The organism is Shewanella sp. 10N.286.45.A1 (assembly GCF_041470405.1).
Lineage (GTDB): Bacteria > Pseudomonadota > Gammaproteobacteria > Enterobacterales > Shewanellaceae > Shewanella.
The window spans coordinates 995-26,662 of record NZ_JBFRMK010000076.1; the positions used below are offsets into that span (position 1 = coordinate 995).

General features: G+C 36.9%; 17 protein-coding genes and 2 pseudogenes. 9 read left to right on the forward strand and 10 right to left on the reverse strand.

The features are described 5' to 3' along the window. Positions 1–131: 131 nt before the first annotated feature. Positions 132–1,232, reverse strand: coding sequence for an outer membrane protein assembly factor BamC (gene bamC, locus AB4238_RS06755; RefSeq protein WP_372032399.1), 1,101 nt, complete (start codon positions 1,230–1,232; stop codon positions 132–134). Between the two features lie 6 nt (positions 1,233–1,238). Beyond that, on the reverse strand, positions 1,239–2,120 hold the full coding sequence (gene dapA, locus AB4238_RS06760) for a 4-hydroxy-tetrahydrodipicolinate synthase (RefSeq protein WP_371991297.1): 882 nt from the start codon (positions 2,118–2,120) through the stop codon (positions 1,239–1,241). A gap of 238 nt (positions 2,121–2,358) precedes the next feature. Between dapA and AB4238_RS06765 the strand changes: the two genes are divergently transcribed. From AB4238_RS06765 to bcp (AB4238_RS06795), 7 genes and pseudogenes are all read left to right on the forward strand, one after another. Continuing rightward, positions 2,359–2,895, forward strand: coding sequence for a glycine cleavage system protein R (locus AB4238_RS06765; protein WP_372032400.1), 537 nt, complete (start codon positions 2,359–2,361; stop codon positions 2,893–2,895). 17 nt (positions 2,896–2,912) lie between these two features. Beyond that, positions 2,913–3,260, forward strand: a pseudogene (gene bcp, locus AB4238_RS06770) (thioredoxin-dependent thiol peroxidase); the annotation flags it as partial. A 77-nt stretch (positions 3,261–3,337) separates the two neighbouring features. Beyond that, on the forward strand, positions 3,338–4,738 hold the full coding sequence (locus AB4238_RS06775) for a tyrosine-type recombinase/integrase (protein ID WP_372032402.1): 1,401 nt from the start codon (positions 3,338–3,340) through the stop codon (positions 4,736–4,738). A 1-nt stretch (position 4,739) separates the two neighbouring features. Next, a complete protein-coding gene (locus AB4238_RS06780; RefSeq protein ID WP_372032404.1) occupies positions 4,740–7,079 on the forward strand; it encodes a hypothetical protein in 2,340 nt (779 codons plus the stop codon). 3 nt (positions 7,080–7,082) lie between these two features. After that, positions 7,083–9,287 (forward strand): hypothetical protein, encoded by a 2,205-nt coding sequence (locus tag AB4238_RS06785; protein WP_372032405.1) that lies wholly within the window; start codon positions 7,083–7,085, stop codon positions 9,285–9,287. Next, complete coding sequence (locus tag AB4238_RS06790; protein ID WP_372032407.1) at positions 9,284–9,775, forward strand: hypothetical protein; 492 nt, start codon at positions 9,284–9,286, stop codon at positions 9,773–9,775. Before AB4238_RS06785 ends, AB4238_RS06790 begins: the two co-directional genes overlap by 4 nt. 103 nt (positions 9,776–9,878) lie before the next feature. Further along, positions 9,879–10,343, forward strand: a complete 465-nt coding sequence (bcp, locus tag AB4238_RS06795) for a thioredoxin-dependent thiol peroxidase (protein WP_372032408.1) — start codon at positions 9,879–9,881, stop codon at positions 10,341–10,343. A gap of 149 nt (positions 10,344–10,492) precedes the next feature. On the opposite strand, the gene AB4238_RS06800 is transcribed toward bcp (AB4238_RS06795), so the two are convergent. The 8 genes from AB4238_RS06800 to AB4238_RS06835 all read right to left on the reverse strand — a co-directional run bounded on the left by AB4238_RS06800 (position 10,493) and on the right by AB4238_RS06835 (position 24,277). Then, the gene (locus AB4238_RS06800) at positions 10,493–13,663 is read right to left on the reverse strand and encodes a type III restriction-modification system endonuclease (protein ID WP_372032409.1); all 3,171 of its coding nucleotides are present in this window, start codon (positions 13,661–13,663) and stop codon (positions 10,493–10,495) included. Between the two features lie 10 nt (positions 13,664–13,673). After that, the gene (locus AB4238_RS06805; RefSeq protein ID WP_372032410.1) at positions 13,674–15,650 is read right to left on the reverse strand and encodes a site-specific DNA-methyltransferase; all 1,977 of its coding nucleotides are present in this window, start codon (positions 15,648–15,650) and stop codon (positions 13,674–13,676) included. Positions 15,651–15,662: 12 nt separating this feature from the next. Beyond that, positions 15,663–17,579, reverse strand: a complete 1,917-nt coding sequence (locus tag AB4238_RS06810; protein ID WP_372032412.1) for an ATP-dependent helicase — start codon at positions 17,577–17,579, stop codon at positions 15,663–15,665. After that, the gene (locus AB4238_RS06815) at positions 17,576–19,345 is read right to left on the reverse strand and encodes an ATP-dependent endonuclease (RefSeq protein ID WP_372032414.1); all 1,770 of its coding nucleotides are present in this window, start codon (positions 19,343–19,345) and stop codon (positions 17,576–17,578) included. Before AB4238_RS06815 ends, AB4238_RS06810 begins: the two co-directional genes overlap by 4 nt. Positions 19,346–19,363: 18 nt before the next feature. Then, positions 19,364–20,275, reverse strand: coding sequence for a DUF4391 domain-containing protein (locus AB4238_RS06820; protein ID WP_372032415.1), 912 nt, complete (start codon positions 20,273–20,275; stop codon positions 19,364–19,366). Then, the gene (locus tag AB4238_RS06825; RefSeq protein WP_372032417.1) at positions 20,275–23,598 is read right to left on the reverse strand and encodes a helicase-related protein; all 3,324 of its coding nucleotides are present in this window, start codon (positions 23,596–23,598) and stop codon (positions 20,275–20,277) included. The genes AB4238_RS06820 and AB4238_RS06825 overlap by 1 nt, the downstream gene beginning before the upstream one ends. 5 nt (positions 23,599–23,603) lie before the next feature. Next, positions 23,604–23,840, reverse strand: a complete 237-nt coding sequence (locus AB4238_RS06830; protein ID WP_372032418.1) for a transcription factor — start codon at positions 23,838–23,840, stop codon at positions 23,604–23,606. A 230-nt stretch (positions 23,841–24,070) separates the two neighbouring features. Next, a complete protein-coding gene (locus AB4238_RS06835) occupies positions 24,071–24,277 on the reverse strand; it encodes a helix-turn-helix domain-containing protein (protein WP_372032419.1) in 207 nt (68 codons plus the stop codon). A 130-nt stretch (positions 24,278–24,407) separates the two neighbouring features. On the opposite strand from AB4238_RS06835, the gene AB4238_RS06840 reads away from it, so the two are divergent. Both AB4238_RS06840 and AB4238_RS06845 read left to right on the forward strand, forming a co-directional pair. Beyond that, entirely contained in the window at positions 24,408–24,968 is a 561-nt protein-coding gene (locus AB4238_RS06840) for a response regulator (RefSeq protein WP_372032420.1), read from the forward strand. A 517-nt stretch (positions 24,969–25,485) separates the two neighbouring features. Then, positions 25,486–25,617, forward strand: a pseudogene (locus AB4238_RS06845) (thioredoxin-dependent thiol peroxidase); the annotation flags it as partial. Positions 25,618–25,668: the final 51 nt, after the last annotated feature.

Below are 25,668 nucleotides of genomic sequence, written 5' to 3' on the forward strand. Positions count from 1 at the left end.
AATTCCCGCTGAATGGCCAAACTTTTAATGCAATTGCCATAACGCCGCAAATGAGTCATTAAGCAATTCACTTAAAAGAAAGACAATAAAAAAGGAGCCACATAGGCTCCTTTCATTATAACGGCAATCGATTAACGGACTTTACGATCTTCTTCCATGAGTTCAGAGAAGCCTTCATAGACGGCAATAACCACTTCGTTTTCTAATGGTTCATTGTCAGAACCAAGCAGGTGGATCTGCGTTTTGTCGTCAGCACTATCATCTTTAAGTTCGATGCGGTAAGAGCCTTCATCCAAATTCAACTTTTTCTCACCCCATAAAGAGCTCCAAAAACCGGAATCATCAACCACATTGATATAAAGCAGACCTTTGTTACTGTCCATATCTACAATTTCGAAGCCCATCTCAGGCAAAACAATACGTAAACGGTCCCACGTGCGTTTAAACTTAGCATCTGCTAGCCAATAAGCTTGCTCGTCTTGCTCGGAGATCAAGTCAACATCAATACCAAGACTTTGCTTAAGACGCTTAGCTTTCATAGCTTGAGCACGTTTAATACTCATGTAGCTAATAGAATCATTCAAGATATCAATTGTATAACGGCGTTTATCTTCACCACTAAGCAAAATTTCTTGTTGCTCACCGTCATAAGACTCTTCATGCTCAATCAAACTGATTGTCACGCTACCACTACGGCCGTGTGGTCGAATATCAATGTCATACTTATAGCGTTGGCGTAACAAGTAAATTTTGTCACTTCCCCAAAAGCTAGACTCAACAACTTCAGAGCTTTCAATCCAATCTGTCTCAAAGGTACCAGCATCATAGTCTTCAGAACGAAGCTGAACAGACTCACTTGCAAAGTACTCTTTTAATACATCAAAGATCTCCTGCTTTAGGTCTGAGTCATTATCAATCGACTCAACCATAATTTTAATATTTTCATCACCCTCTTCAACACGCGTTCCCGCGGCCATAGGCAATACCTGTAGCGGAGGACGAATATCTAAAGTGTTGCCTACTAGCGTCTTATCAACTTTAGCGCCAACCTCGGGGATATCATATTCTTTGCTATATGTTGGTTGGTTAAGCCCTTCAGGAATAACCAGTTTAGGCGCAGATGCTAGATCTTGATATTGCTGATCGACATCATTTGCTTGCCTTCTATCAATTGGTGTACTGCACGCTGTAACAGCCGCAATCAGTATTAATGGTGATACTTGCTTTAGCATTTATTATTAAACCTCAATTCGGGCATTTTTCATTGCTTCTAGCAACAGACCATGAAACTCACTAGAAAGTTCAGTTAAAGGTAAACGAATTTCACCTTGACTGATAAGTCCCATTTGATGAGCGGCCCATTTTACAGGGATTGGGTTAGCTTCACAAAATAAAGCACTGAACAAACTTTGGATAGACTTTTCAACAGCAATAGCTTCAGCAGTATTGCCTGCAAGTGCGGCATCACACATCGCTTTAAATGCTTTAGGTACGATGTTATTAGCAACTGAAATGATACCGTTGCCACCCAAAGTTAAAAATTCGCGTGCTGTAGCGTCATCACCACTGTAAAGCATAAAGTCATCGCCACACAAACTACGTAGTTTGCTTACACGAGAAAGATCGCCAGTGGCTTCTTTTACGCCAATAATGTTACTAACACTCGCCAGCTCAGCCACCGTTTCTGGTAACATATCTACCGAGGTTCGCCCGGGCACATTGTATAATATTTGTGGGATATCAGTGCTTTGAGCTACCGCTTTATAATGTGCGATCAAGCCTTTTGGAGACGGCTTATTGTAATATGGCGTCACGCCCAGCATAGCTTCAACACCTACACTAGATAGCCCTTTTGTTAACTCTATCGCTTCTGCAGTGGCATTTGCGCCATTACCACCAATAATTGGAATGCGGCCAGCGGCAAACTTTACCGTCTGTTGGACGACTTCGATATGCTCTTTTGCAGGCAATGTTGCTGATTCACCAGTCGTGCCAACTGCAACGATGCCATCGGTACCCTGGGCGATATGGTACTCAACTAAATTCTCAAGACTCTTATAATCTACTGTGCCATCACTATTCATTGGTGTGATTAAGGCAACGATGCTTCCGTTTATCATGTGTATTCCCCAAGGGTTCAGGACTGGCTATGGTACTGATGGAATCAGTTAAAGACAAGCACTAGTGCGCAACTCATTCCATATTCATTATCAACTTGAAACATATTAAATATTCGATTTTGTAACTACGACAAGGATCGCAAATAGAGCAACATGTGATAGCATTGCTGACCATGAAAAAAAAGCATCATCAAAATGCTTATTTTTTGGGCTAACTAATATAAAAATGGGGTATTAAATGTCCAACCACTTGGTCGTAACAGCAATGGGGGCCGACCGTCCAGGTATTGTGAGTAAATTTGCTCGACTCGCAAGTGAATGTGATTGTGACATCGTCGACAGTCGCATGGCGTTGTTCGGTAATGAATTCACTTTAATTATGATGTTATCTGGCTCATGGCCTTCTATCACCAAGATGGAATCAACCTTGCCTAGCTTAAGTGTTGAGCTAGAACTGATGACAGTGATGAAACGGACAGCTAAACACACACCTAAAAATTACATTTCTCGCTTAGAAGTTAACTTCAGTGGTTTTGACCAACGTGGAACCATGAAGAAAATCACTCAGTTTCTCGCCGATCGTTCATTAGATCTAGGGGCGGTAAAGTCCCATGCTGAAGAAGATGACACAGGTGAACCGACTCAAAATATCTCATTGACAGTCAATGTCCCTGAAAAAGTCGATCTTGAAAAGCTTGAAATCAGTATGCATGAACTCGCAAAAGAGTTGTCACTAGAGTGTACCTTGGAGCATATGCAAGGCATAGACAGCTAAAAATATAAGGAAAAGATATGCATACCTTAACAGTAGGCGATAAAGCGCCACAGTTTACACTACAAAATCAACGTAATGAGACCATCAGCTTAGCAGAAGCATTACTGACAGGTCCGGTATTGGTTTACTTTTATCCAAAAGCATCTACACCAGGGTGTACAGTGCAAGCCTGTGGTTTAAGAGACAGTCAGCCACAGCTTAATGATCTATCTGTGACAGTGTTGGGCATTAGCCCAGATCCAGTCGCAAAGCTCGCAAAATTCTCTGATAAGCAATCACTCAATTTCTCACTGCTAAGTGATGAAGACCACGCAATCGCCGATGCATTTGGTGTTTGGGGTGAGAAAAAGTTCACCCTTGGAAAAAATCATTGATAAGTATCCTTGGTAATTTTCTATGACAAGATATACTTATTTTGTCATAGAAAAACTAAGGAATAATCTTGCCAAAGCATCAGATAAAAACCGAAAGTGTAATAGACGACTACAGGCTGTTAGAGATAGAAGTTGATACTCTAGCTAAATTGGTAATAACTTGCCAAATTCATGAAGCTACAAGTGAAGCTTCGTTAACTCCCACTCTTTCACCTTCAAACCTTAAATCACGTCAAAGAAAAACAAAGATAATTTTGGATCCTAACGGCGCAATTGTTTACCCTCAATCGCTTTATCTGGTATCAAGGTTAAGTGGGCAAGGAAAAATTAAAGATACTTCTAGTATTGCCAAAGCACTTCTCGCCTACTCACGCTTTCTGGATAGTACTCACTTCGAACAAGTAGATATCAATGGTGATGTGATTCCCCCAGAATATCTCACATACAAAAGCCTTACAAAACATGAAGAAGAAGGTGCACCTTGGCGTTTTGCAGAATTCTTACTTGAAAATACCCGCCATAGAAATTCAGAAGGAACTGAAGCTTTTGCTCTCAGTACAGCAAAAAGTTACATGAATTCGGTGATAGGCTTTTATAAATGGCTGCAAAGATTTGGGTATATAAAAAACGATCAAAACCACGTAGTAACTAACTTCTCAAGAGTAACCTTGAAAACTGATCTTAACAGTACTCAACACGATATATTGTCACATATTAAATCGAACAGACCTCGACAAATAGATATGTCACATATCATGCAAATATTCCCTCGCGCGGATTCGACACCATCTTATAAAAAACTTAAACCTATAACTATTGATCACCTTTATTTATTTGATAAATATATTGATGACTTACCGCAACCATTTTCATTGATGTTCAGGCTTGCAATCAAAACAGGTACTCGTATTGGCGAGTTATGTCACTTTCCGGCACAGCAAATTGGGGAGATAGATGCATCAGGATTAGCTGTTGTTCCTGTGCAAATCACTGTAACAAAATTTAATAAACCCCGAATAATAGAAGTACCCATCAATATTTATGAAGAACTTGAGGTTTACAAGTTTAGTCAGAAACGAATAAATAACGCGTCGATGCGCAGTCACCTTATACTTTCTGAAAACATATTAGACAGTTCTGATAAGCTCTTTCTATCAAACAAAGGAAGGACATATTCAGAGAAGACACTTGAAAAACACTTTAGTACTTTACGACAATCAATTAGAGAAATTGATTCTTCATGGTATTACAGAATCCATGATTTACGTTCGACTTATGCTACTAATTGGTTAAGAAATGAATCAAAAGAGCGTGAAGTAGGTTATGATTTTTTAATGAATGAGCTCGCAAGCTTGATGGGTCATGAAAACACAGCCACCACCGAGAAGTACGTTAAACTCATGAATGAAGTTACTTCACAACATTCTGCGGCCAAACGTAAAAACAATAAATTTAATGGTGGATGGTAGCATGTCAAAAAGTCCATTTGCTAAAAAAGACTCTATAAAACTTAAGCCATCCAGAAATAGAGGTAATGTCACACGATTAGCAATTACCATCCCTTATAAAACTAATAGTAACAATTCAAATATAGACTTTGACATTTCACATATAACTCACAAAAATTGTGACAAAAACAATGAGCAAATACGAAAACGTATTATATATATTCGAAACTTTGCGAAGAAAGCAAATGAATATGTGAAGAATGGAAAATCGGTGCTATTCGTTACGCACTTGTATGAGGTTTTAAGATCTTATCTATTCTTTTGTGATATTAAAAACGTTGATCCTTTCTCAAAAGAAGGTTATCTCGAGTATTGTGGGAATGATGGAGAGCTTCGTCATCAATTAAAAAAATATAAAACATCATTGAGGTTGTGGCAAAGAAATGATGGTGAAGAACTAGGCATAAAAGAGTCTAGCTGTGTAAGCAAGAACACAGGCACTATAACCGCTCTAAAATGGTGCGGTGTTTATGACGAAAGCTGGAAGCACCTTCATCGCTCCTTCCGTAATAACCATGATCCGTTTTTACCCTACTCTGACTCTGAAGAAAAAATGATAGTTTCACGGTTAAGTGAATTGTTTTTTGGTCTAGCATTACAGTTGATAGCAATTAAAAAAGATGAAAAACTTAATTCAGATAAACTACCAGTAACCATAAGTTTGGGTTCCCATCAGGAGGAGCTTTACATATCTACCTCACTACAGCCTAGTATAGGTAGAGTTAAAGCTAACTGTGCATTTAACCTTACAATGGGCGCGGCATACCATTTACTATGCTACTTTACCTCATTTAACGACAGTATTATCCGAAAGATATCCCACCCAATTACCATTGATATAGATAACCGAGACAAATCCCTTAAAACAGTCAAAATCAAAGGTTTTAAAGCAAGGGCTAATAAAGAAGTCAGCGCTATATTAACAAATGAAGTAGACGACATCTTTTCATTCGATGTAGAAAAAAAAACAGGTGTTACGTTTATTAAGGTCCTAACAGAGCTATCCTCTTTATATGGCAGTAATACAGATCTCATATATTCACTAAATTTAGATGGGGAAAAATCAAATAGTTTTGACATATCCGAAATAAATAAACACTTAGTCACTTCACTAAATCTAGTTTCATCTCAGCGTTCATTAAATTTACCCTGGTTTCGAGATCTTTTTTATGCCTTTAAAAATCATGAATCAATTGTAATTAAAGTTATTATTAATGAAGTGGGTCGAAGTATTGTGAGCAGAACTAATTACCCAATAAATATTCATGACCGTACTTATAATATTATGAGGATTAGTTATTTAATTTTTTCATGCTTTACAGATAATCCTCTAAAAGGAGTTTTATTGCCTCTTAAATACTCCGATAGAAATGAAGATGGTAATGTAATTGTTTCATTCCTATATGATAATGGCGATAAAGGATTTTTTGAGGTTCCAGCAAGTGAAGTTGCGCTAATTAAAAATATTGAACAATGGTCAGCAGATCGAGCGGATAAATCACTAAAAAAATACCCACGCTACTTATTCCGAACTGGTAGTTTAAAGAAAAAACCAACACTATGGGAAGGGTTTAGTCCAATTAGTGCCAATACAATTAAGAATTGGAGTCTTAAAACTAACGATTATTTTATCTCATTACAATCTAGTAGATTTCGAGAAACTACAAGTCTTCATGAATATGAAGACGGTAACTTGTTGCACCTGACCAACCTTTTGCAAAACACTTTGTCTACATTGGAACGACATTATGCTAATGGTAATCCTGACACCAATAAAAAAATCTTATCTCAAGCAATTCAGGTACTGGAACGTATAGCGACAGGAGTAGACCTAGAACAAGCGAAAAAAGAAGTAAAAGATACGCTGAGTATACCGATGCTTACACATGATGAATGGCTCACAACAAAGACACCAACCAACCCAAATGGGGTTATGTGTAATGGTAAACAGAATTTAGAAGATGGGAAAAAAACACAAAGGGCAACCAATAAAGCAGTTGGCAAAGACTTGCCTTGCTCAGAATTTGACGCTTGCTTTAAATGCCGTTCAGCTAAAGCAGTAGATGAACCAAATGCAATTTATAAACTAATCTCATTTATTGATGTGTTAAAGGATGCCTTAGACCGTCACCCAGAAGCAAAACAAGAGGTACTAGTGAGAATAGAAGCCTTTGAGTGTACACTTGAAGCTGCATCTCCTAGCGTTATTGAAGAAGCAATGAGCCTATTTAATAAAAATGGAAGACACCCTCGTATAACTATGAATCACGCACTAGTGTCGATCGTTAGGCCAAGGGTATAAATCATGATAAAAATACTAAATCTAGAACATTTAAAAACCATAAAAAAAGCACAAACTAAGGTTGGTATACATTCAAATTATCTCATTGACGTTTTAAAACCAGCTATTGAACAAGGTGATTGGGATGTATTTGAACAACTTGATATTGGGTTCGATACACATGGTCAATCACTCGGAAAAATCATTGATAATGAAGCATGGAAAAAGCTCCAACCATTCTTTGAGCCTTACGCAAGCATGACAAAAACTTTAGACTTTTCACTAGATGGAAAAATAATAGAGCGTAATCTTCAAAATCAATTAAAAAGCCTTGTTCTAAAAATGATGTGGATATCTCCGAAAGAGCATTCATTTGGAATGCTATATGAGACTTTAAAGGATTTAAAAAAATATATAGAGCCATTACTTTCAGAAGGAGTAAATTGCTTTTCTTACATTGATTTTAACTTGTTAGAAAAGTGGTGCATTGAAGACTCAACACCACTGAACTTTATGAGAGAGAGCACATACTCAACATTAAACAAACTATTTATTGAACAGGATGGACTACCATTTAATGTCGCATTAACTAGCACATTATCTGCTTCTGACTTTAACCTGAATATAATAAAAAGGGAGCAATACCCAGTTATCCCACAACGGCTTTACTGCCGAGCATTATGCGATGCAGAAACACTTATTTCCTACTTGTACCCTATCCGTGATGAAATTGAAAAATTATCTCATTACCTAATATCATTTAAAAATAATATCTATAGTGGCTACTCAGAATACTTACACAAAGGTATAAGTGTTCGTAAAAATGGGGAACTAATGTGGCGGTTAGAAGAGTCAAACCGAAATGGAAAAGCTAGAAATAAAATTTTTAAACAGGAGTTTTCTAGCATTACTTCACCTACTAAGGCTGAAATTCTAAACTTACTAAAAAAGCATAAACCAGCCATTAAGGAAAGTTACTATGACAAATGCTTTCCCAACCGTCACTTAAGGGTTGGAAATAAAGTTGTTTCGAACCAATCACAAGCTGAACAGCTACTTACGCAATATTCAGGTGTTTGTGTTTGGACGCTTTTGGCAAAATCAGGTATGCGAGGCGATGAGATTTATGATCTTCACACCGTGAATGGTACTAGTGCTGAAGTAATCTCAGGGCAAACGATTTACATATTACGTGCTGATTTAGATAAAACGGTAAAAGGTATTCAATCAAAGCAAGATGAATTTGTGTCTACAGTACTTTCTATGAAAGCTTATGAGATACTTCAAGCAATTCATAAACCACTACGATTAAAACAAAATAGCACAAAATTTTTTCATAAATTTAGAGAAGGCTTTGGACCAGTTCAGAAGAAGTCAATCACTAGACAAGCAAAAAAGTGGTTTGAAAAAACTCTGAGTTCTGAACTCGCTTTAATCAACCAGGATATCAAGGATTTAAAGTTATCTGACCCAGAAAGAAGTTTTGATATTGGTGATGATTATGAATTCACATGCCATCAATTACGCCGCTCATTTGCGTATTATCTTATCGGTTACGAATTACTTTCATTCCCACAATTAAAGCAGCAGTTTAGTCATGTATCATTAGCCATGACTCGTCATTACGCCAATAATGCTAGTAAATTCCAAAAGCTTCAAACACAAAAAGGAAAAAAGAAAAATCTATGTACTGAGGTAGATGATGAAAGAGTTCGTCAAAAGGCTCAAATTTACCTGAATATCCACAAACAATTTGCTAATAAAGAGCGTGTTGCTGGCGGAAAAGGTAAACAATTCGCTAGAAGAATGATTGAGCAAGGCATAAACGCCTTTAAAGATAAAACGAATAATGACATGTTAACTATCGAGTATTGGAAAAACATCTTGAAGGCTGGTAAAAGGCATCTACATGTCGTTGCCCCAGGAATTTATTGCACGTCCCAAAGTTGTAGCCTAAGAACACAAGTCAATTTAATCGGGTGTGTTGATTGTGATAATGATTACATCGTGGACGCCGTATATGCAGAGGCTATGCGTAAAGAAGCAGAAACACATATGCACTTCGATATCGAGCACAACGAGTTAACCCCTCAGACTGCCTCTGAGTCATACATCAAAATTACTGCTGCACAACGCATCATGGATGATTTAGGGATAAAATATGAGCCTGTAAAGTTTCCGAAGGCCGTTAAAGAACTACTAATCCCTCAAGTTGGAGTGACAGAATGAAACAATCCACAAAAAACACACTCATAGACGCGCTAGATCGGCTCATTAGAGGTGAACCAACTAATATTGAGTTAAAGAAAAAGGCGAGACAAGGTAAACTAAAGATCAACAATAATACCGTTGAAAAAGAAGCGGGTTTAAGCGTAGGAGCTTTGCGAAATCACCCTGATATAAAACAGGTGATAAAAGCAAAGTCACTGAAAGCAAAGGTTGATAATAGTGAATCTGCAACTTCTGAAATCGAACTATTACAACTCGAAAATAAAAAACTAAAAAGCGAAAGAACACAGATTAACAAGCTCAAATCAAAACATCTTGCTGACTCAAGAAAAAGTGAAGACGCATTAGCTGAACAAGCCGCACGTCATATCAACATGGTAAAGCATTTAATGGAAATGATACCTGAATGTGAGCGTGAAAAAGCGATGGATAAAGTGGTTAATGCACGAGCTGATAATATTGTTCAAGGAACTTTTAATAAGCAATAAAAGCTACCAATATAGTGGAATCATTACATTGTGAACATGATATAAAAATGTACTAAAAACCGTACTTCATACATAACTCAAATTAAGAAACTAAGGACTGAAAATGGCAATCACAGCAGGACAAACCGCACCAGATTTTACTTTAAATGACCAAGATAGTAACCCTGTAAAACTCTCAAAACTGCAAGGAAAGAAAGTATTACTCTACTTCTATCCTAGAGCTTCAACACCTGGTTGCACTGTACAAGCTCAGGGATTACGAGACACTAAAGCTGAACTAGATGCCCATAATGTAGTTGTACTAGGTATAAGTCCTGATACACCTCAAAAGTTAACTAACTTTATCAACAAGCAAGAACTTAACTTCACTTTACTCGCAGATGAAGAGCACACTGTATGTGAGCAGTATGGTGTTTGGCAGCTCAAGAAGTTCATGGGCCGTGAAAATATGGGCGTGGTTAGAACGAGCTTTTTAATCAATGAATCAGGTGAGCTTGAGCATGTGTTCAACAAGTTCAAAACTAAAGAACATCATGAAGTCATATTAGACTACTTAAATAGCAAATAAAGTTCAATTTGAGACAGATAACATTGCTATACTTTCACATCAACGCTATCGATAGCCTATCTATCAAAGGGTTAGTATATCTCTGAAGCAGGCAGAGCTAGGGCTAAAGAAATGCGAGGTAGTCAAGACTATTGACTACCTCGAATCAACTAGCCTTCTAAATGAGAAGAAAAAGTATTGTAACTATCTGCTTTAACAAACTTAGCAGGGTTATCTATGGCTTTACCGTCCTTGTCTTGCGACAAGGCTTTAAAGTGTTCAATGCCACAATCAATTTTTGCTTGCTCAGAAGCACGTAAATCATCAGAGAAGATACTAGATTTAGTTTCTACTACGAAGTAAAGCTGATCACCCATTCCATCTTCTTTATCAATCAACACCGTCCAATCAGGGTTATAACTACCTAATGGGGTATCAATCTTAAACCACGCTGGTAATTTGGCGTAAAGCTTAACGTCTGTTGATTCTTCAAGCTTTTCTGCAAACTCAAACTCTGTATCTGAATCACATATGATGTAATCGTAAACAGATTTGTTCGCCTCAACCATATTTTTAAGATAACCAGTAAGCTCTTCTTCTTGAAACAACTCCTGAGCGTAGTAATCTTCATCTCCGACTCTGTGATATGAGATACCATCGACAATAGCTAAACGCATTTGCTTACGGATCACTTCACTAGCAAGCTCGATGAATCGTTGTGGGTTGTTCTTGAATGCTTCTAACTTATCACCTAGCCCAAGCAGGATATCTACCACCGTCTTACGGGTTAGGTTCGTGTTCGATTCAAGATACGTTACTACGTCTGGTAGTTGGAAGTTTCGATTACGGTAATATTGGATCTTTGATTCTTCATCAAAAGTCTCAAGTTCCGCTTCTGTTACCGCTACCTTCACTTTTTTATATTCAAACTTCGCACTAGCAACCGCAACTGACGCTCTGATTTCCTTGATGCACTTCTGCACAAGCTCACCAACGCTAAAATTCACTCGATATGTAGTCTTGTACTTAATTCTGTCCCAGAGGGCTTTAAAATCATCCCCAAGCACGATTTGCTTACCATTATCTTCACGAAGTGTTGCCGTTTTCTTCTCTTCATGTTTTTTAATGCTTAAGCCTTTAGCAACCTTAGTTAAAGTTGCAAGAATCGCATCTGAATGTGCTTGAACACTTTCTGGTAAACTAACCGTATTATCAACCAGATCAGTTTTAAGAGAATCTAAGATTTTGCCTTTCTTGTCGATATAACCTTTATCCGCTAAATGCTGATAAATCTCTTCTGACTTTTTAGCACCAAGAAACTCTTTAGTGTCATGCTCATCAGAAATAACAATATTTGCAAATTGGTGTTTTTCAACTGCACCAAACTTGATTCCTTCCTCTTCTTCAATTTCTTTTTGAAGTGCTGCAACAAACTGATCATAAGATTCATTTGCCATTACAGTAAGCGTATTAACCTCAAAGCCATACGGTACACGTTCACCTGACTGATCTACTGCTAAACGTAAACCACGACCAATCTCCTGACGCTTCTTCATCACAGAGTTAGTTTCGTTTAGGGTACAAATTTGGAATACGTTAGGGTTATCCCAACCTTCTTTCAAGGCGGAGTGAGAGAAGATAAACCGAAGCTTTTCATCCATTGATAAAAGCTTTTCTTTGTCCTTCATAATCAAATTATAAGCAGATTCATCAGCAGCCGTTTTACCACCTTCACCTTTTGCTGAAAGTTTCGATTCAGCAAAAAGAGGATTACCTGACGCATCTTTTTTCTTATCTTGAGCAAAGTAGCCATTGTGAACTGAACTCGCTAGTTCCTTAAGGGCGTGTTCGTTTAACGTATACTTACCAGCATCATTCTTATCCCAAATTGAAGGGTATAAAACACGATACTTTGGCTTTCTTAATTGTTGCGTAAACTCTTCTTCAAACCACTTAGCAAATTTACCCTGAACAGGCACACCATCACTTGAATAGCCTCGGTAATTAGCTACTTTATCAATGAAGAACAGGCTCAAAACCTTAATTCCTTTCTGGCTTAGAACCTTGGAATGATCCATTACATCTACGCCAGTGGTAATTTTTCTATAGAATTTCAGCTCTTTTTCAAGGTGTTCTTCAACAGTCTTAGATACTTGTAATCGCTTATAAGTATCTTGGTCAACTTCACCTATGGATTGACTTAGTTCTATGATGTCATCACGACTCGTAAAGTCGATATACTCGCTCCCTTCTTCGCAGTAAATGTCGTTGATTACATAACCTTCGTAAACAGTTCGTCCACCAGAAGCTTCAAATAAATCCGTCCCACTCTTAACTGTGATTGATTTACGTGGTTGTAGCTTTCCTGTTTTAGTTTGAGCGTCAATTTCAATTTTAGCTGTGATTGGCGATTTCTTATTATCAACACTAATCAGCTTGATATAGGCTTGGTTATGGTTGTCTTGAACTTCCAATGAGGCAACTTCAATCTGTTTAACCAGCTTACGCTCATACGCATCTATCGAATCGAGCTTATAAAGCATGTTGAAGTTTTCAGTCAACGTTGCTGAGTATCGGAACGTGCAAAGCGGATTTAAACTCGCAATTGCTTTTTTACGGTTAGCTGTAGATGCCACAGATTGAGGTTCATCAATCAGAACAACAGGGTTTGTTGCTTGGATGAATTCAATTGGCTTCATCCCGTTCAGGCGATCATCGGTTCGGTGAATTAGGTTAGCTTTCGTCTCTTTCTCTGGATCTGTGAAGGATTTACTGAAAGCGTCAATGTTGATTACCATAATCTGAATATAATCATTAGTAGCAAAGTTTCTTACTTGCTCACGCTTTGAAGAATCATAGACAAAGTAATCATATTGGACATTCTTATACTCTTTTCTGAAATGCTCTTCAGTCATTTGCAGAGATTTATAGACACCTTCTTTGATCGCTACTGATGGAACAACGATGATGAATTTTGTTAATCCATAACGTTGATTCAGCTCAAAAGCACTACGCAGGTAAACGTATGTTTTACCTGTACCAGTTTCCATCTCGATAGTAAAATCAAGGCTTGGAAGTGCTTGTTTCGTAGTTTCAGTTTGAGGTAAACCATTAACTAACTGAACATTACGAGTATTTTCATATAACTCTTCTGGTAATAAACTCAGAGCATTAGCTACACCGATACCATCATTTCTTTCAAACATATCTGCTTGAACAGCGTTTGATACAGAGAAGTTAGATTGAAAAGTTTCTAGTCCTTCAAATACACCAACAACCGCATTAATCGCATCTTTTTGATGAGTAAGATCAGGGTTAAACTTTATCTTCATTTCAGACATAATTTATCCCCTAAATGCTTTTAACATCGTCAATGCCAGCTTGCTTCAAGATCTGAATAGCATTGGTTTTTACGTTGCTATCAGCAAATCCTGCATCTTTGAAAACAACTTGGGTAGTTTCTGGATCTAGTTCTTCTTTCAGCTTGGCGATACCTTCTACAGTTTCACCTGTAATTTCATCATCTAGGCAAACAATCAAAGCACCTGCACCAACAACAAAGACTTGCTTACCATTTACAGATTCAGTCTCTACTGGTGTAGTTAGGTCGTAACCATACCTTAAGAAAATCTCATACAGAACATCTTCGCTTGAACGATCAGCCTTGATTGATTTCTCTGCTTGTTGCAATACAAGTTCAAGGTTGTCAAAGTCTGCATCCCATTTACGAATGTTTGTTTCTGCAAGCTTGAAAACTTTAAACCCTTTTTTATCGTTTGTTAGTTGATCTCTATAAATATCATCGACTTTACGAAGCCTTTCTTTTGTAATTTCAGAAAGTAGGAGTTTTTTATTATTCTCCTGTAAATATTTTACAGCTTCAATGTCTTCTTTTTTTGATTCATCAACTGGCTCAGGTAACTGGACAGTGATATATCTTATCTTTCGGGATTTTTGTGCATTTAGCTGTGTTACACTATGGGCTGTAGTCCCAGAGCCAGCAAAAAAGTCAAGTACAATACAATCCTCATCTGGGAGCGTTCCAACTCTTATTGCTCTTGTAATGGTACCAATTGGTTTCGGTCTTGAGAAAACCTCTTTACTAAACCCTAACTCAATAAACTGCTCACTTCCTCTTTCGCTATTTACGTCCTTGTGAGTCCAAGAGGTTGTTGGTTTAACTGGAGGTCTTCCATCTAGATAATCTTTTTCCATTATTCCCCATATTTTCTTAGTAGGCATAAACTTGGGGTACACATCATTAAGTCTTTTTGTAGCAGTATTAAACCCCCAACGCCACCGTCCATATGTTCCATCATCTTTTTGAGGGAATATTTCGGTTTTACTAGAATTTTCTTCACGCTCTTTGCTAACTGTTAATTCATTAGTAGCCTGATCAAAATAGAAATAATAAAACATATCAGGTCGATCTTCTCTCTTGTCTGAATCACCTGTTTTCCTTAAATCTATCTCTCGATACTTTTTCCCGTTCTCATCGACTTTATTATATCTTTTCGTAATATTCTCTTCTGGTTCAAATCCATATGTCTGCGCCATTGAAATGTTTTTTGCTACAGCAATAATATACTCATGCGAGGTCGCAATAAACTTATCGTCAGAACGACCTTTAGGGTTATTTACATTAGCAATTGTTCCTAAAACATTATCCTCACCAAAAACTTCATTCACAACCGACTGTAAATTATTTATTTCATTATGGTCTATTGAAATAAATATGACTCCATCATCAGTAAGCAAATTTCTAGCTAACCGTAAACGAGGATAAATCATATTCAACCACGCAGAATGATAACGACCTGATGTATCGGAGTTTGTACTTAACTTATTACCTTTATTATCTACTTGACCTGTTTGTTCAAGGTAATTCTGAATGTTATCGTGAAAATCATCCTTATAAACAAAATCTTTACCCGTATTGTAAGGTGGATCTATATAGATCATCTTTACTTTTTTATGGTATGGCTTTTGAAGCAACTTAAGCACTTCAAGGTTATCACCCTCGATAAATAGATTTTCAGTCGTGTCCCAATTAACACTTTCTTCTTTACAAGGGCGCAATGTACCTGTAGATGGAGTTTGAGCGATTTGTCGAGCTTTCGCTTTACCATTCCACGTAAAGTTGTAACGCTCTTCTGAATCGTCAACCTCTTCACCTAAAACGGCTTTCAACGCTTCAAAATCAATCTTGTTTTCAGAAAAAACATCAGGGAAAAGCTGCTTAAGCTGTTCAATGTTTTGCTGTGTGATATCTAAGCTTTTTGCTTCAGGGCTGTTGCCCGTGATTTTATCTATAATTTGGTCTGTCATAACTTTTCGCTTTTATTCGTTAATTATTGGGTTAGCCGACAAGGTGCTGATGAATCGAGACACTTGATGAAACTTGTCTTTACCCCAAGGCATCATTCGGTATTGTGGGTAACTAATGTATAGCCACCTTTTTGCTCGTGTTACTGCAACAAAAGCATTGTTTTTTTCTTCATTTAAATCTTTTTGGCTCGTTGCTCGATAGTCTGGGAAAACACCATCACACATACCAATTAGAAAGACGATATCTTTCTCTAAACCTTTCATTGTATGGACTGTACTTAGTGTTAAACCTTTTCCTTGTGTTGCAGAATCGAGTTTTCCTAATGTCATTGCATTTCTAAATGACTTTAGGCTTACACCTAAACTTCTACGTTTGAAAGTGGTCCATCTTTTTTGAAATTCATCAAGCTCTTGAACACTAATCACCAATTCAATCTGCTCTTTCTCTGTAAGTTCTACCGAATTATATTCATCCAGCTTATCCTTGAGAGCCGTACAAAATTTACGGATATTTGGCTGTTCAGCATCTATCTTATGGATCTCTTGTAAAAGAAAAGCTTGAGCTTGTGCTAATGGTAGATCTGATGATTCAACCACCTGCGACCAAGTAAGTAGAAGGTTATTATCATTCCACTGGTTAGGTTGTTGAACTTTCAACAACGAACACAGTTTCTTTCCATCTATCCAATCTTTAGGGTTTAACTTCAAGCGAATTGCATAATCCAAAACTCTACCAAACAAAGAATCTGGTTCAGCTTGTCTTTCGCCCTTATTGAAGTGATATGTAATGTTATTTTCATCAAGCTTCTTTTTTAACTTGTTAAAAACAAATTTATTTCGTCCAATAACAACCATCTTTTCTAAAGAGATTTCACCCTCAATCTCATTATGTTCTTTTGCTTCTAAGAGACTATTAATGCCTCTAATCAGCCAATTCGCTTCAACTTCTTCATTGAAACATGGTTGTATTTTTGCACACCCATTGAATGCCGCTTCATGGTTAATCTGAGAATTAGGCTTAATCACATTCGCTAAGTTAATCACTTCTTTACTACTGCGGTAATTTTCTCTCAAAGTGAATGTTTTTGGTTCAAAATCACTTAAAAAATCTTTTTCAAAGTAATCTTTTGAGCCATTAAACCCATAAATCATTTGATTAGGATCACCTACCATTAAGATACTTTTTATCCGCTCACCACAAAAAACCTTTATCAGTTCATATTGAGCTTTGTTTAAGTCCTGAGCTTCATCAACACACACATGTTTGTACATAACCTGATATGTTCTAGCAATGTTAGAATGTTCATTTAGGATTCTATACGCCAAGAACAAAATATCGTTAAAATCTATACCACCACTGTTTAACAATGCTTCTTGATAATCTTGATAAATATCATAAAACCGTGGCTCATTCGGGAATCTAGCTTCAATTTCATCACGCTCGGTAAGCAACTCTCTCTTAATTTCAGCGAAAGCATCCATATAACCTTGCATGACCTGATTTCGCTTACGCTTTTCAGCAGGGTCATTGATGTTTAGATACTCATCTATATCAATGTTACTGTCTCTTAATGACTGTAAAAACAGCTCCATTCGATCTTGATCTCTCTCATATATATGCAAGTCACTAGACAAGCCAATCGTATGTCCATAACTTTCTATAATACTTTGAGCGACTGAGTGAATCGTAGATACCCAAGTACGCTCTTCTACTCCAACAAAATCAGCCAAACGCTCTTGCATTTCTTGAGCTGCTTTGTTGGTAAAGGTAAGAGCTAATACCTTGTCTTTCTTAGTGTTATTAAGAATATATCTAATTCTTTCAGTCAAGACTCTCGTTTTGCCCGAACCAGCAGAAGCAAGGATTTGGATTGCTGATTTAATGTCAAATTCTACAATCTCTTGCTGAGATAAGGATAAAGAAATCATAATACGCTCCATTCTCTGATTGATTCGAAAGCATTTATAAATGCCTGTGGTATCAGTTCGCTCGATTCTTTATCACTATCTGAGATAATTTCAGCAAGAAAGCCTGAATAACCCGACTTAGAGTTCTTTAATTCAGTCAGTAGTCGATCATTATCAAACTGGTCAATTTCCCTAGTTTTCGCTTCTATATAGCCAGGGTGATCATTTCCATTAACCGCAAGGCGTACTAGAGCTTTTTTCAACTCCACCACTAGTCCCACATGATTAACTAATTCCTTCTCAATATCACAGCCTTGATTCAGGTAATTAATTACAAAGTCATTAGGTAGCAATTGGCAGTCAAATTCCGCTTCAATCTTTCTAATTTGAGAGCTAATTTCTGTAAAAGTAGTTCCATCATTGTCGCTAACAATACAAACAGGAATCCCCAAACGATACGCTAACTTTACAAATGGAGGGTAGTTTTTGCCAGCTACACTCACACAGTTGACCCCAACTGCGTAACAAGATTTGCTAAAATACTTTTCAAAAAAGATCGGGGCTAATTGCTCTTCAGTAACCCCTTCAAACAATATAATTGCTTTTGAAAAAAGAATTTCACCTCTAAATCTCATCACATCTCTTTGTAACTTGTTGATATCTTCTGGTGCAAATCCATCCCCAAGAGAATTAACTTCAACACCATTTCTACCATTCCTTAAAGATCTAAGATCTTGTAATTTACATTCAGACGCTAGGTAAGGAGAATGAGAGCTTATGATTGTTTGACCTTTGATGTCAGTCAGTTGCTTGTAAAGTGTCCGTTGAGCATTTGGGTGTAAGTGTGCTTCAGGTTCTTCTGCTGCAATGATAGGGAAAAAACACTCTTCTTCCTCTACATGCTTTTTCTCCAAAATGTCTATAAACGCTTTAACGGTAAGCATAGAAGCCCAACTTCTTGTTCCCATTCCATGATATTCCATAGAAAACGAGTTCGTATCAACTTCACCAAAGTGAATCGAAAATCGCTTTGATAAATCCCTTATCTTTTTGGGAAATGGGGTGATATCCGTCTGACCTTGACCTTCGAATGACTGGCTTAGAGAATCAAGGTGTGTTTTCAATTCACTTAAGACAGTGCTTTTCTCCACTGCACTTTCATTGAGTTCCGCTATCAGATCTTCAAGTGCTTCTTTATCTTCACTTTCAAAGCTAATGTCAGATAAAACTTTCCCAATATAAGAAGTTTTTTCACGTAACTCCTGATGAATGTCTCTCTGAGCATCAATTGCGACAAATGGAATCGCATCAATACGTTTTGAAATTTTGTTATTTATCTTTGCTGATTCATCAGTCCAATTTTCAAAGCTAGACCATCGAGATAAAGGGTAACGACTAACTTTAAAACCGCCTTTGATGCTGTCTTTTTCACAAATCGTTCGAATTGCTACAAAGTCATTTTCTTCTAGGTCTGCTTGAACCCAATCGCCAAACACTTCAACCCATTCATCAGTGAAAATATTTGTTCTTTGACTACTCTCATCTACAGGGACAATAGAAATATCCACAATAATTTCTGAACGAACATTATCATCACAATCAATGTAAAAATCTTCATCCGTTAAATGTCTTGAATAATCACCAAGAGCCAGTTGTAACGCTTTTATAATTGAAGTTTTACCTGCATTGTTTTGACCAATCAGAACAGTAACTTTTGGTAAGCTTATCTCTAAATTAGAGATCCCTCTAAAGCCAGAAATTCTTACTGCATTTATTAGAATAGCCATTAAACCTAACCGCCTTATTTATAGGGAACGTTTCAATTTACCAATTGAATCTTTAATTTTTTTAGCTTCAACGTTAAGACGCATTTTCGTATTCATTTGCGTCTCCTTCTTAATCTTGTTTCTTATGCTACTAAGATCAGCCTCTAAACTTTCCAACTCTTTGAGCAAAGCTGTTTTATCTTCGTTAGTTTTCTCTGAAAAAGATGCACTGTGTAAAGTATCATATTGTTCTACATCTTCTTGTGATTCAGCTTCGCTATCATTCTGATCAGTTAGAAGGTTCTTACCTAAATTATTTTTATATAGATAACGACCTGAAATCTTGCTTGTTTCTAAACCTATAAGCATTGAAATGAAGTCTTGATATAGCTCAAAGTAGTTAAGGCTTGAAACATTTTTTAGTGAAAAATCATTAAGAAAATTATTCTCATTTCTAGTTAAGCCTGTTGAGCTTAACCAATCACTGTTGTAGATATGCTCAATAACAAGCTTACTCTTGTCTGCTTGGTTGATACGCTTATCGGCTAGGCTTATCGCTAGTTCTTCACCTAGTTCTAAAAGTAAAATCACTGGATAAGGAATCAGCGTATGTAAGAGCTTGGCTACATTCTTGAGTTTCGCTTTGTTCTTGATATCGTTTTTCAGTACAACACGAATTACCGCTATTTCAATGTATTCAACCGTTTCAGTAACATAAACAGGAACATTGAGTGTTTCTGGCTTAAGGGTGTTCTGCCACTCGATAGATTGAATAACGTCCGTTACTAGCTTTTTGTCATGGCTACTCAGTTCGTTATTATCCACCAGCATTTTCTTAGTGATACGAGTGCCAAGGAACGTTGAATCAGGAAGGGCTAAATTCTCACAAACCTTTTCAATCAAACTGCTATGTTCTGTTTTATCGTTATTTCTAAAGTTAATTAGCTCCATTACAAGATCACCATGTAACTAACAACTTCAAAATCATTGACGTTTTGAGTGCTTGATGCAGATAAGACCGTTCCACCTCTATTGAAGAGACTCGTTGCTCCAATTTCTTCACTCTTACCAGCAATGTTTTCTACCGCTTTAGCGAGAAGATTCTGGTAATGCCTCATTTGTTTACCGTTTTGAGAGCGTCTTGAAAACTGATTGTAAGCGTCTGTTGATTGGTCAATATTGGTTAACTCTGAGCCTAGTTTTTTACATAGATCGAGGATCTGTTTTGACTGAGTAAACGAAAGTAAAATCTCTTCTTCATCTGAAACGTAAACAAGATAGTAAGGTGCAAGTGAATAGCTTTCTTCAACCTGAACCTTTCCTTTAATGTCTTTTAGACAAAAGATCACGCCTGATTCAATCTCATCACCAAGACCTGAAAACTGACTCGATTCTGATTCAAATGCTTCTTTGTCTATAACCACTGGCGCAAACAAGCCTATTGGTGATTGTTCCAATACACTTGTATTGTCATTCTCTTTGCTACTCAAGAACCCAGACAAGTCCATCCTAAAATCATTGAGTGTCAAATCAGTAATAGATACACCACCTGAAATTTCTTCAAGATCAACAACCGCATTTTGAAGTTGCTCAAGCTGTTTTCTACGATACTCTAAATCGTTCATTCCTTTGTTAATCTTAGGATCTTGCTCTATAACGTTTTCTTCACCCGTTGCTGAAATATCAAGTAGTACCATTCGCCCACTAACTCTTGCTTCAAGATTGATATACTCATCCAATTCCATGTTTGGCCAAAAATTAACAAGCTGAATCACATCATTTACAGAACCTAAACGGTCTATACGTCCAAAACGCTGAATGATACGAACTGGATTCCAATGAATATCATAGTTGATTAAGTAATCACAATCCTGAAGGTTCTGACCCTCAGAGATACAATCGGTAGCTATTAGAATATCGACTTCTTCTTTAAACTCTGGGAAGACTTTTTCACGCTCTTTTGATTTGGGTGAGAAATGAGTTAAAAGGCTATTCAAGTCAGTTTTGAACTTTTTACCATCCGTTCCACGCAAGGTCGTTTCAGTGCGTTGACCTGTAATAATGGCTGAGTGAAGACCCAACTCTTGTGAAGCCCAAGAAGATAAGTTTTTGTATAGGTACTCAGCCGTATCAGCAAAAGCAGTAAAGATAATAACTTTTTTATTATTACCATTTATCGGGTTCTTGCATTTCTCAAGATAAGCTTCTTTCAACATAGAAAGCTTGGCATCACGCTCCGAGTTAATGCTTTTTGATTCTAGAACGATTTCTTGAAGAAATACTCTATCCGCTTCAAGATCTTGAGCAAATCGAACCAAATCCATATCTTGAATACGCACCTTAGTTTTATTACCAATCAGGAATGGTGCGAGTTCTGGCGAGTTAAATTCTAGATCATCAATCTCTTCAATTGGTGGAGCAACAAAATCCTCTGTTAGTTCACCACTTAGATTCGGTTTAATATTAGCGTTAAAATTATGAATTTTATTTAATAGTGTATCTACCTTAGTAAGCACTTTTTCTGATGTTAGCGTGAACGAATGGATTGAGCTTTCCATACGCTTAAGAAGATTGATACGGATAAGATGGATCAAGCTTTCTTCACGGTCTACTTGCTTAAATACACTTTTACCGCCTTTAACCTCTTGGTCATATCGTCTCGCATATTCAGCTTTCTTATCCATTCTCACGTATTTCATCGGTGAGTAGAACGCAAGTGATAACCTTCTAATGGTCTTATTCACTTCTTCCAATGGAGGGAACCGGTCTTTAAGATCAATTGATGCTTTTAGGTTGACAGGTAGTAGTCTGGTCGGGAACTTTCCGATATCAGCAGTACCATAATATTTTTCAATATGCTTACGAGAACGAGCTATTGTGTAAATATCCAGTAGTTTGAAATAATCGAAATTCATCGAGTCTAAAAGGTCTTTTGATGTTCGAATATCTGGGTCTTGTTCAGCCCACTTAGAGAAGCGAGTTTGAGCTTGTCTTAGTGTCCCTTCAATACTGTTGATACCGTGTTCGTGTAAAGCTTGGTCATTTGCCTCAGTGATAAACGCTACTTGGTTTTTCATATCATTTAAACGGTTATTTACGGGCGTAGCAGAAAGCATCAATACCTTCGTTTTTACCCCTGCCTGAATGATATCTTCAAGTAATCTCTGATAACGGTTTCGACCATCTTTTTTTGGGTTATTGTTTCGGAAATTATGAGATTCATCTATCACTACAAGGTCATAGTTGCCCCAATTGATAGTCTCAAGGTTAATATCACCAGAATAACCACCTGTTCTACTCATATCTGTATGGTTAAGAACATCGTAGTTAAAGCGATCACTAGAAAGTAAGTTTCTTTTGTCGTTCTGCGTGTAGATTAGCCAGTTATCACGTAATTTTTTAGGACAAAGCACAAGAACCTTATCATTGCGAAGCTCGTAATACTTGATTACGGCAAGTGCTTCAAATGTCTTACCTAAACCAACACTATCAGCGATGATACAACCGTTAAAATGCTCAAGTTTGTCGATTGCACCTAATACACCATCTTTCTGAAACTTATACAGCTTGTTCCAGACAATCGTATCTTTAAATCCTGTTTTAGTTTTTAAGATTTTGTCTTCTTGCAGATCACCCACAAAGTCTTTAAAAATATTATATAACGTAATGAAGTAGATAAACTGTGGTGTTTGATCAGTCGTTAATTTGGCAAGCTCCGCCTGTAGAAGTGCCTTTGCATCTTTGACTTGTGCTTTACTTCCCCAAACTCGATTGAAGAAACCTAAAAGTTCTTTAGCTTGATCTGCATTCGCAAGACTAATCATGTCAAAGCCATTCGACTCTGTTAATCCAATACCTTGACCATTGAATTGAGCACCGTTTATCGCTATTGATTCTGAATGAGAATTTACGTGCGTAATGTGCTGATGAACAGCTCCAGCTTGTTGCACTAAGCGAACGGATGCCTTTTCCTCTAACCAATGAGAAAACTCTTGCGCTATTGCTTTTTGATTTAATTGGTTACGGAATTTGTTTTCTAATGCAGAACCATTCAGCGCACCAAAAGGCGATTCACTACCTAGCGAGTCAAATGAATCGAACCCTTTAGCTTGAGAGAATAACAATCGTGCTGAATCTAACTGACTCAACGAATCTTTTAGATGATCGAACGCATAGATGGAGAAAATCCCCGTCATTACAGACAGCTTATCGTTCGCTTGAATCGAATTGGAAAGCGTTTCTGATACTTTAGTTGTTACGTTATCAATTAGCATACTGACTATATCTTCCTTGTATCTAAACCAGCAGCTTTAAGCCGTGAGGTAAGGTTTCTCATTTTACTAAACTCTGTAGCATAGCTAGGTTTTATTCCTAACTCTTCACAAAACTCTCTTGCTGTAAGATTGCTTAGTTCATCAGCATATTTGATCGATTGTAGACAGAACTCCGTCATGTACTGATTACGAGGTGCTGAAGCGAGTGCCAGCTTGATTTCTTCTATAATTTCTTTATTCATAACGTATCCAACACGGGTCGAAACAACTTCTAGCTATTTTAGCTAATTTAGCAAAAATAGCTATTTGCGAATAGAAAAGTGTTAAGTTGATAGTAGTAGTTAACTAATCGTGGTAACAAATGTCATCTACAAAGGAGGACTGTTATTTTTATAATTTCATTAAGGAGAAGTTGCTTTGCAGCATACCAGCGGAGAATATCAATTTAAAAGCAAACTTGTAACAAGCTCATTCAGGGCAGAATATCCCTCAAGTCACACTCTAAAACTTCTGCTAATTGGTACGCTTTTTCAAGTGTGATGTTCACTTCACCACGTTCAACTCTTCCAGCATAACTTCGATCAATCTCAGCCAAAAGTGCCAATTTATCTTGGGACAGCCCTAACTCTCTTCGCTTATCTCGTACTTTCAAGCCAAACTTTATTGCTAAGTCTTTCATTTTTCATCTCTTCAAAGAGAAAGACTATCCAAAGTTGCGGCTTATAAAGCCACGGATTATAATCCGCATTTTTCATTGAGATGAATTTATTCAAATTTGTATAAACAAAACTCACTAATTTGAGACAGAGATGCCAAATAATCCTATTAAACTTTATGAACACTTTTATTCAATACTTCAGGAGCAGAGCTTTGACAATTTTACTTTATCCGAGTTACGAAATACTTACATATCAAGAGTAAAAAGTAACCGTTCTGCTGATTCAGCTTATAATTTAATATATCGTCAAGTTAGGTTATTGGAAAATAATGGTCTATTAACGAAACACAAAAAAGCCAAAGGGAAGAGTGACTTATATAAAAAGACAAAGAATTTTATTGAAGTTGGTTTTTGTTTAATTACAGATAAGGTTTCAAAAAGTGAACAACCATTTATTGAGCTTTGCAGTATATCGTCAAATCTCAATGAACGACTAAAGAAGTTAGAAATTGACTTACTACAGAGCACTGGTGAGTCAGAAGAATATGTGCGCTTATGTAAAACCTTTCCAGAAATGAAAGAGCACCTAGATTCTCAAAACACATTAGCTAAACAAAGTTGCTCAAAATTACTTGGCCAAATCAAAGCAATCAAGACTACACAAGCATACCAATCTAAGTCGACTCAGAGTTTAGACAGTAACTGCGAATAAACTATTAATCATGGAGTAACCAATTAACACTTCGATAAGTTTGTTTGTTTGTTTGTTTGTTTGTTTGTTTGTTTGTTTGTTTGTTTGTTTGTTTGTTTGTTTGTTGGATTATAGTGGCTTTTTTGCTAACGAGAAATTCTATCAAAACCAAAAAATCACGGTCACAGATATCTCGAATTTTAGAGGAACGTTGACCGCAGATAAAACGACTGTTTGTACGTTTTTTAGGACTACGAGCGTTTTGGCAAAAAACACGCATTATAAGTGCCTGAACAAAACATACCAGCTGAACAAATTATAATTTTAAGTTGCTCCTTTTGACATTTATTGATAACAGTTTTTACCGTAGTAATATGATAATTAATCCAAATCTTAACCCCAAATTTGAAAAAAATATGATAAATGTTATCTTATTATAAGTTAGCATTTCCAATGATCGTTAAGCTACTGTTATATATGAGCTTGTCATAGCATTATCAAATTTATCACCTTATTTACTTTCCAAGGGTAGATTTGCATGGGTAAAATTTATGACGGTATCCACCGCCTAAGTTTTCTAGTTGGACAAGATGGCAATATTGCTCACGTGTTCAATAAGTTTAAAACGAAAGACCATCACGAAGTGGTGCTTTCCTTTTTAGCCGAGTAGCTAATACTGACGAAATAAAAGGAGCCACGTTGGCTAATGCCGATCATTTAG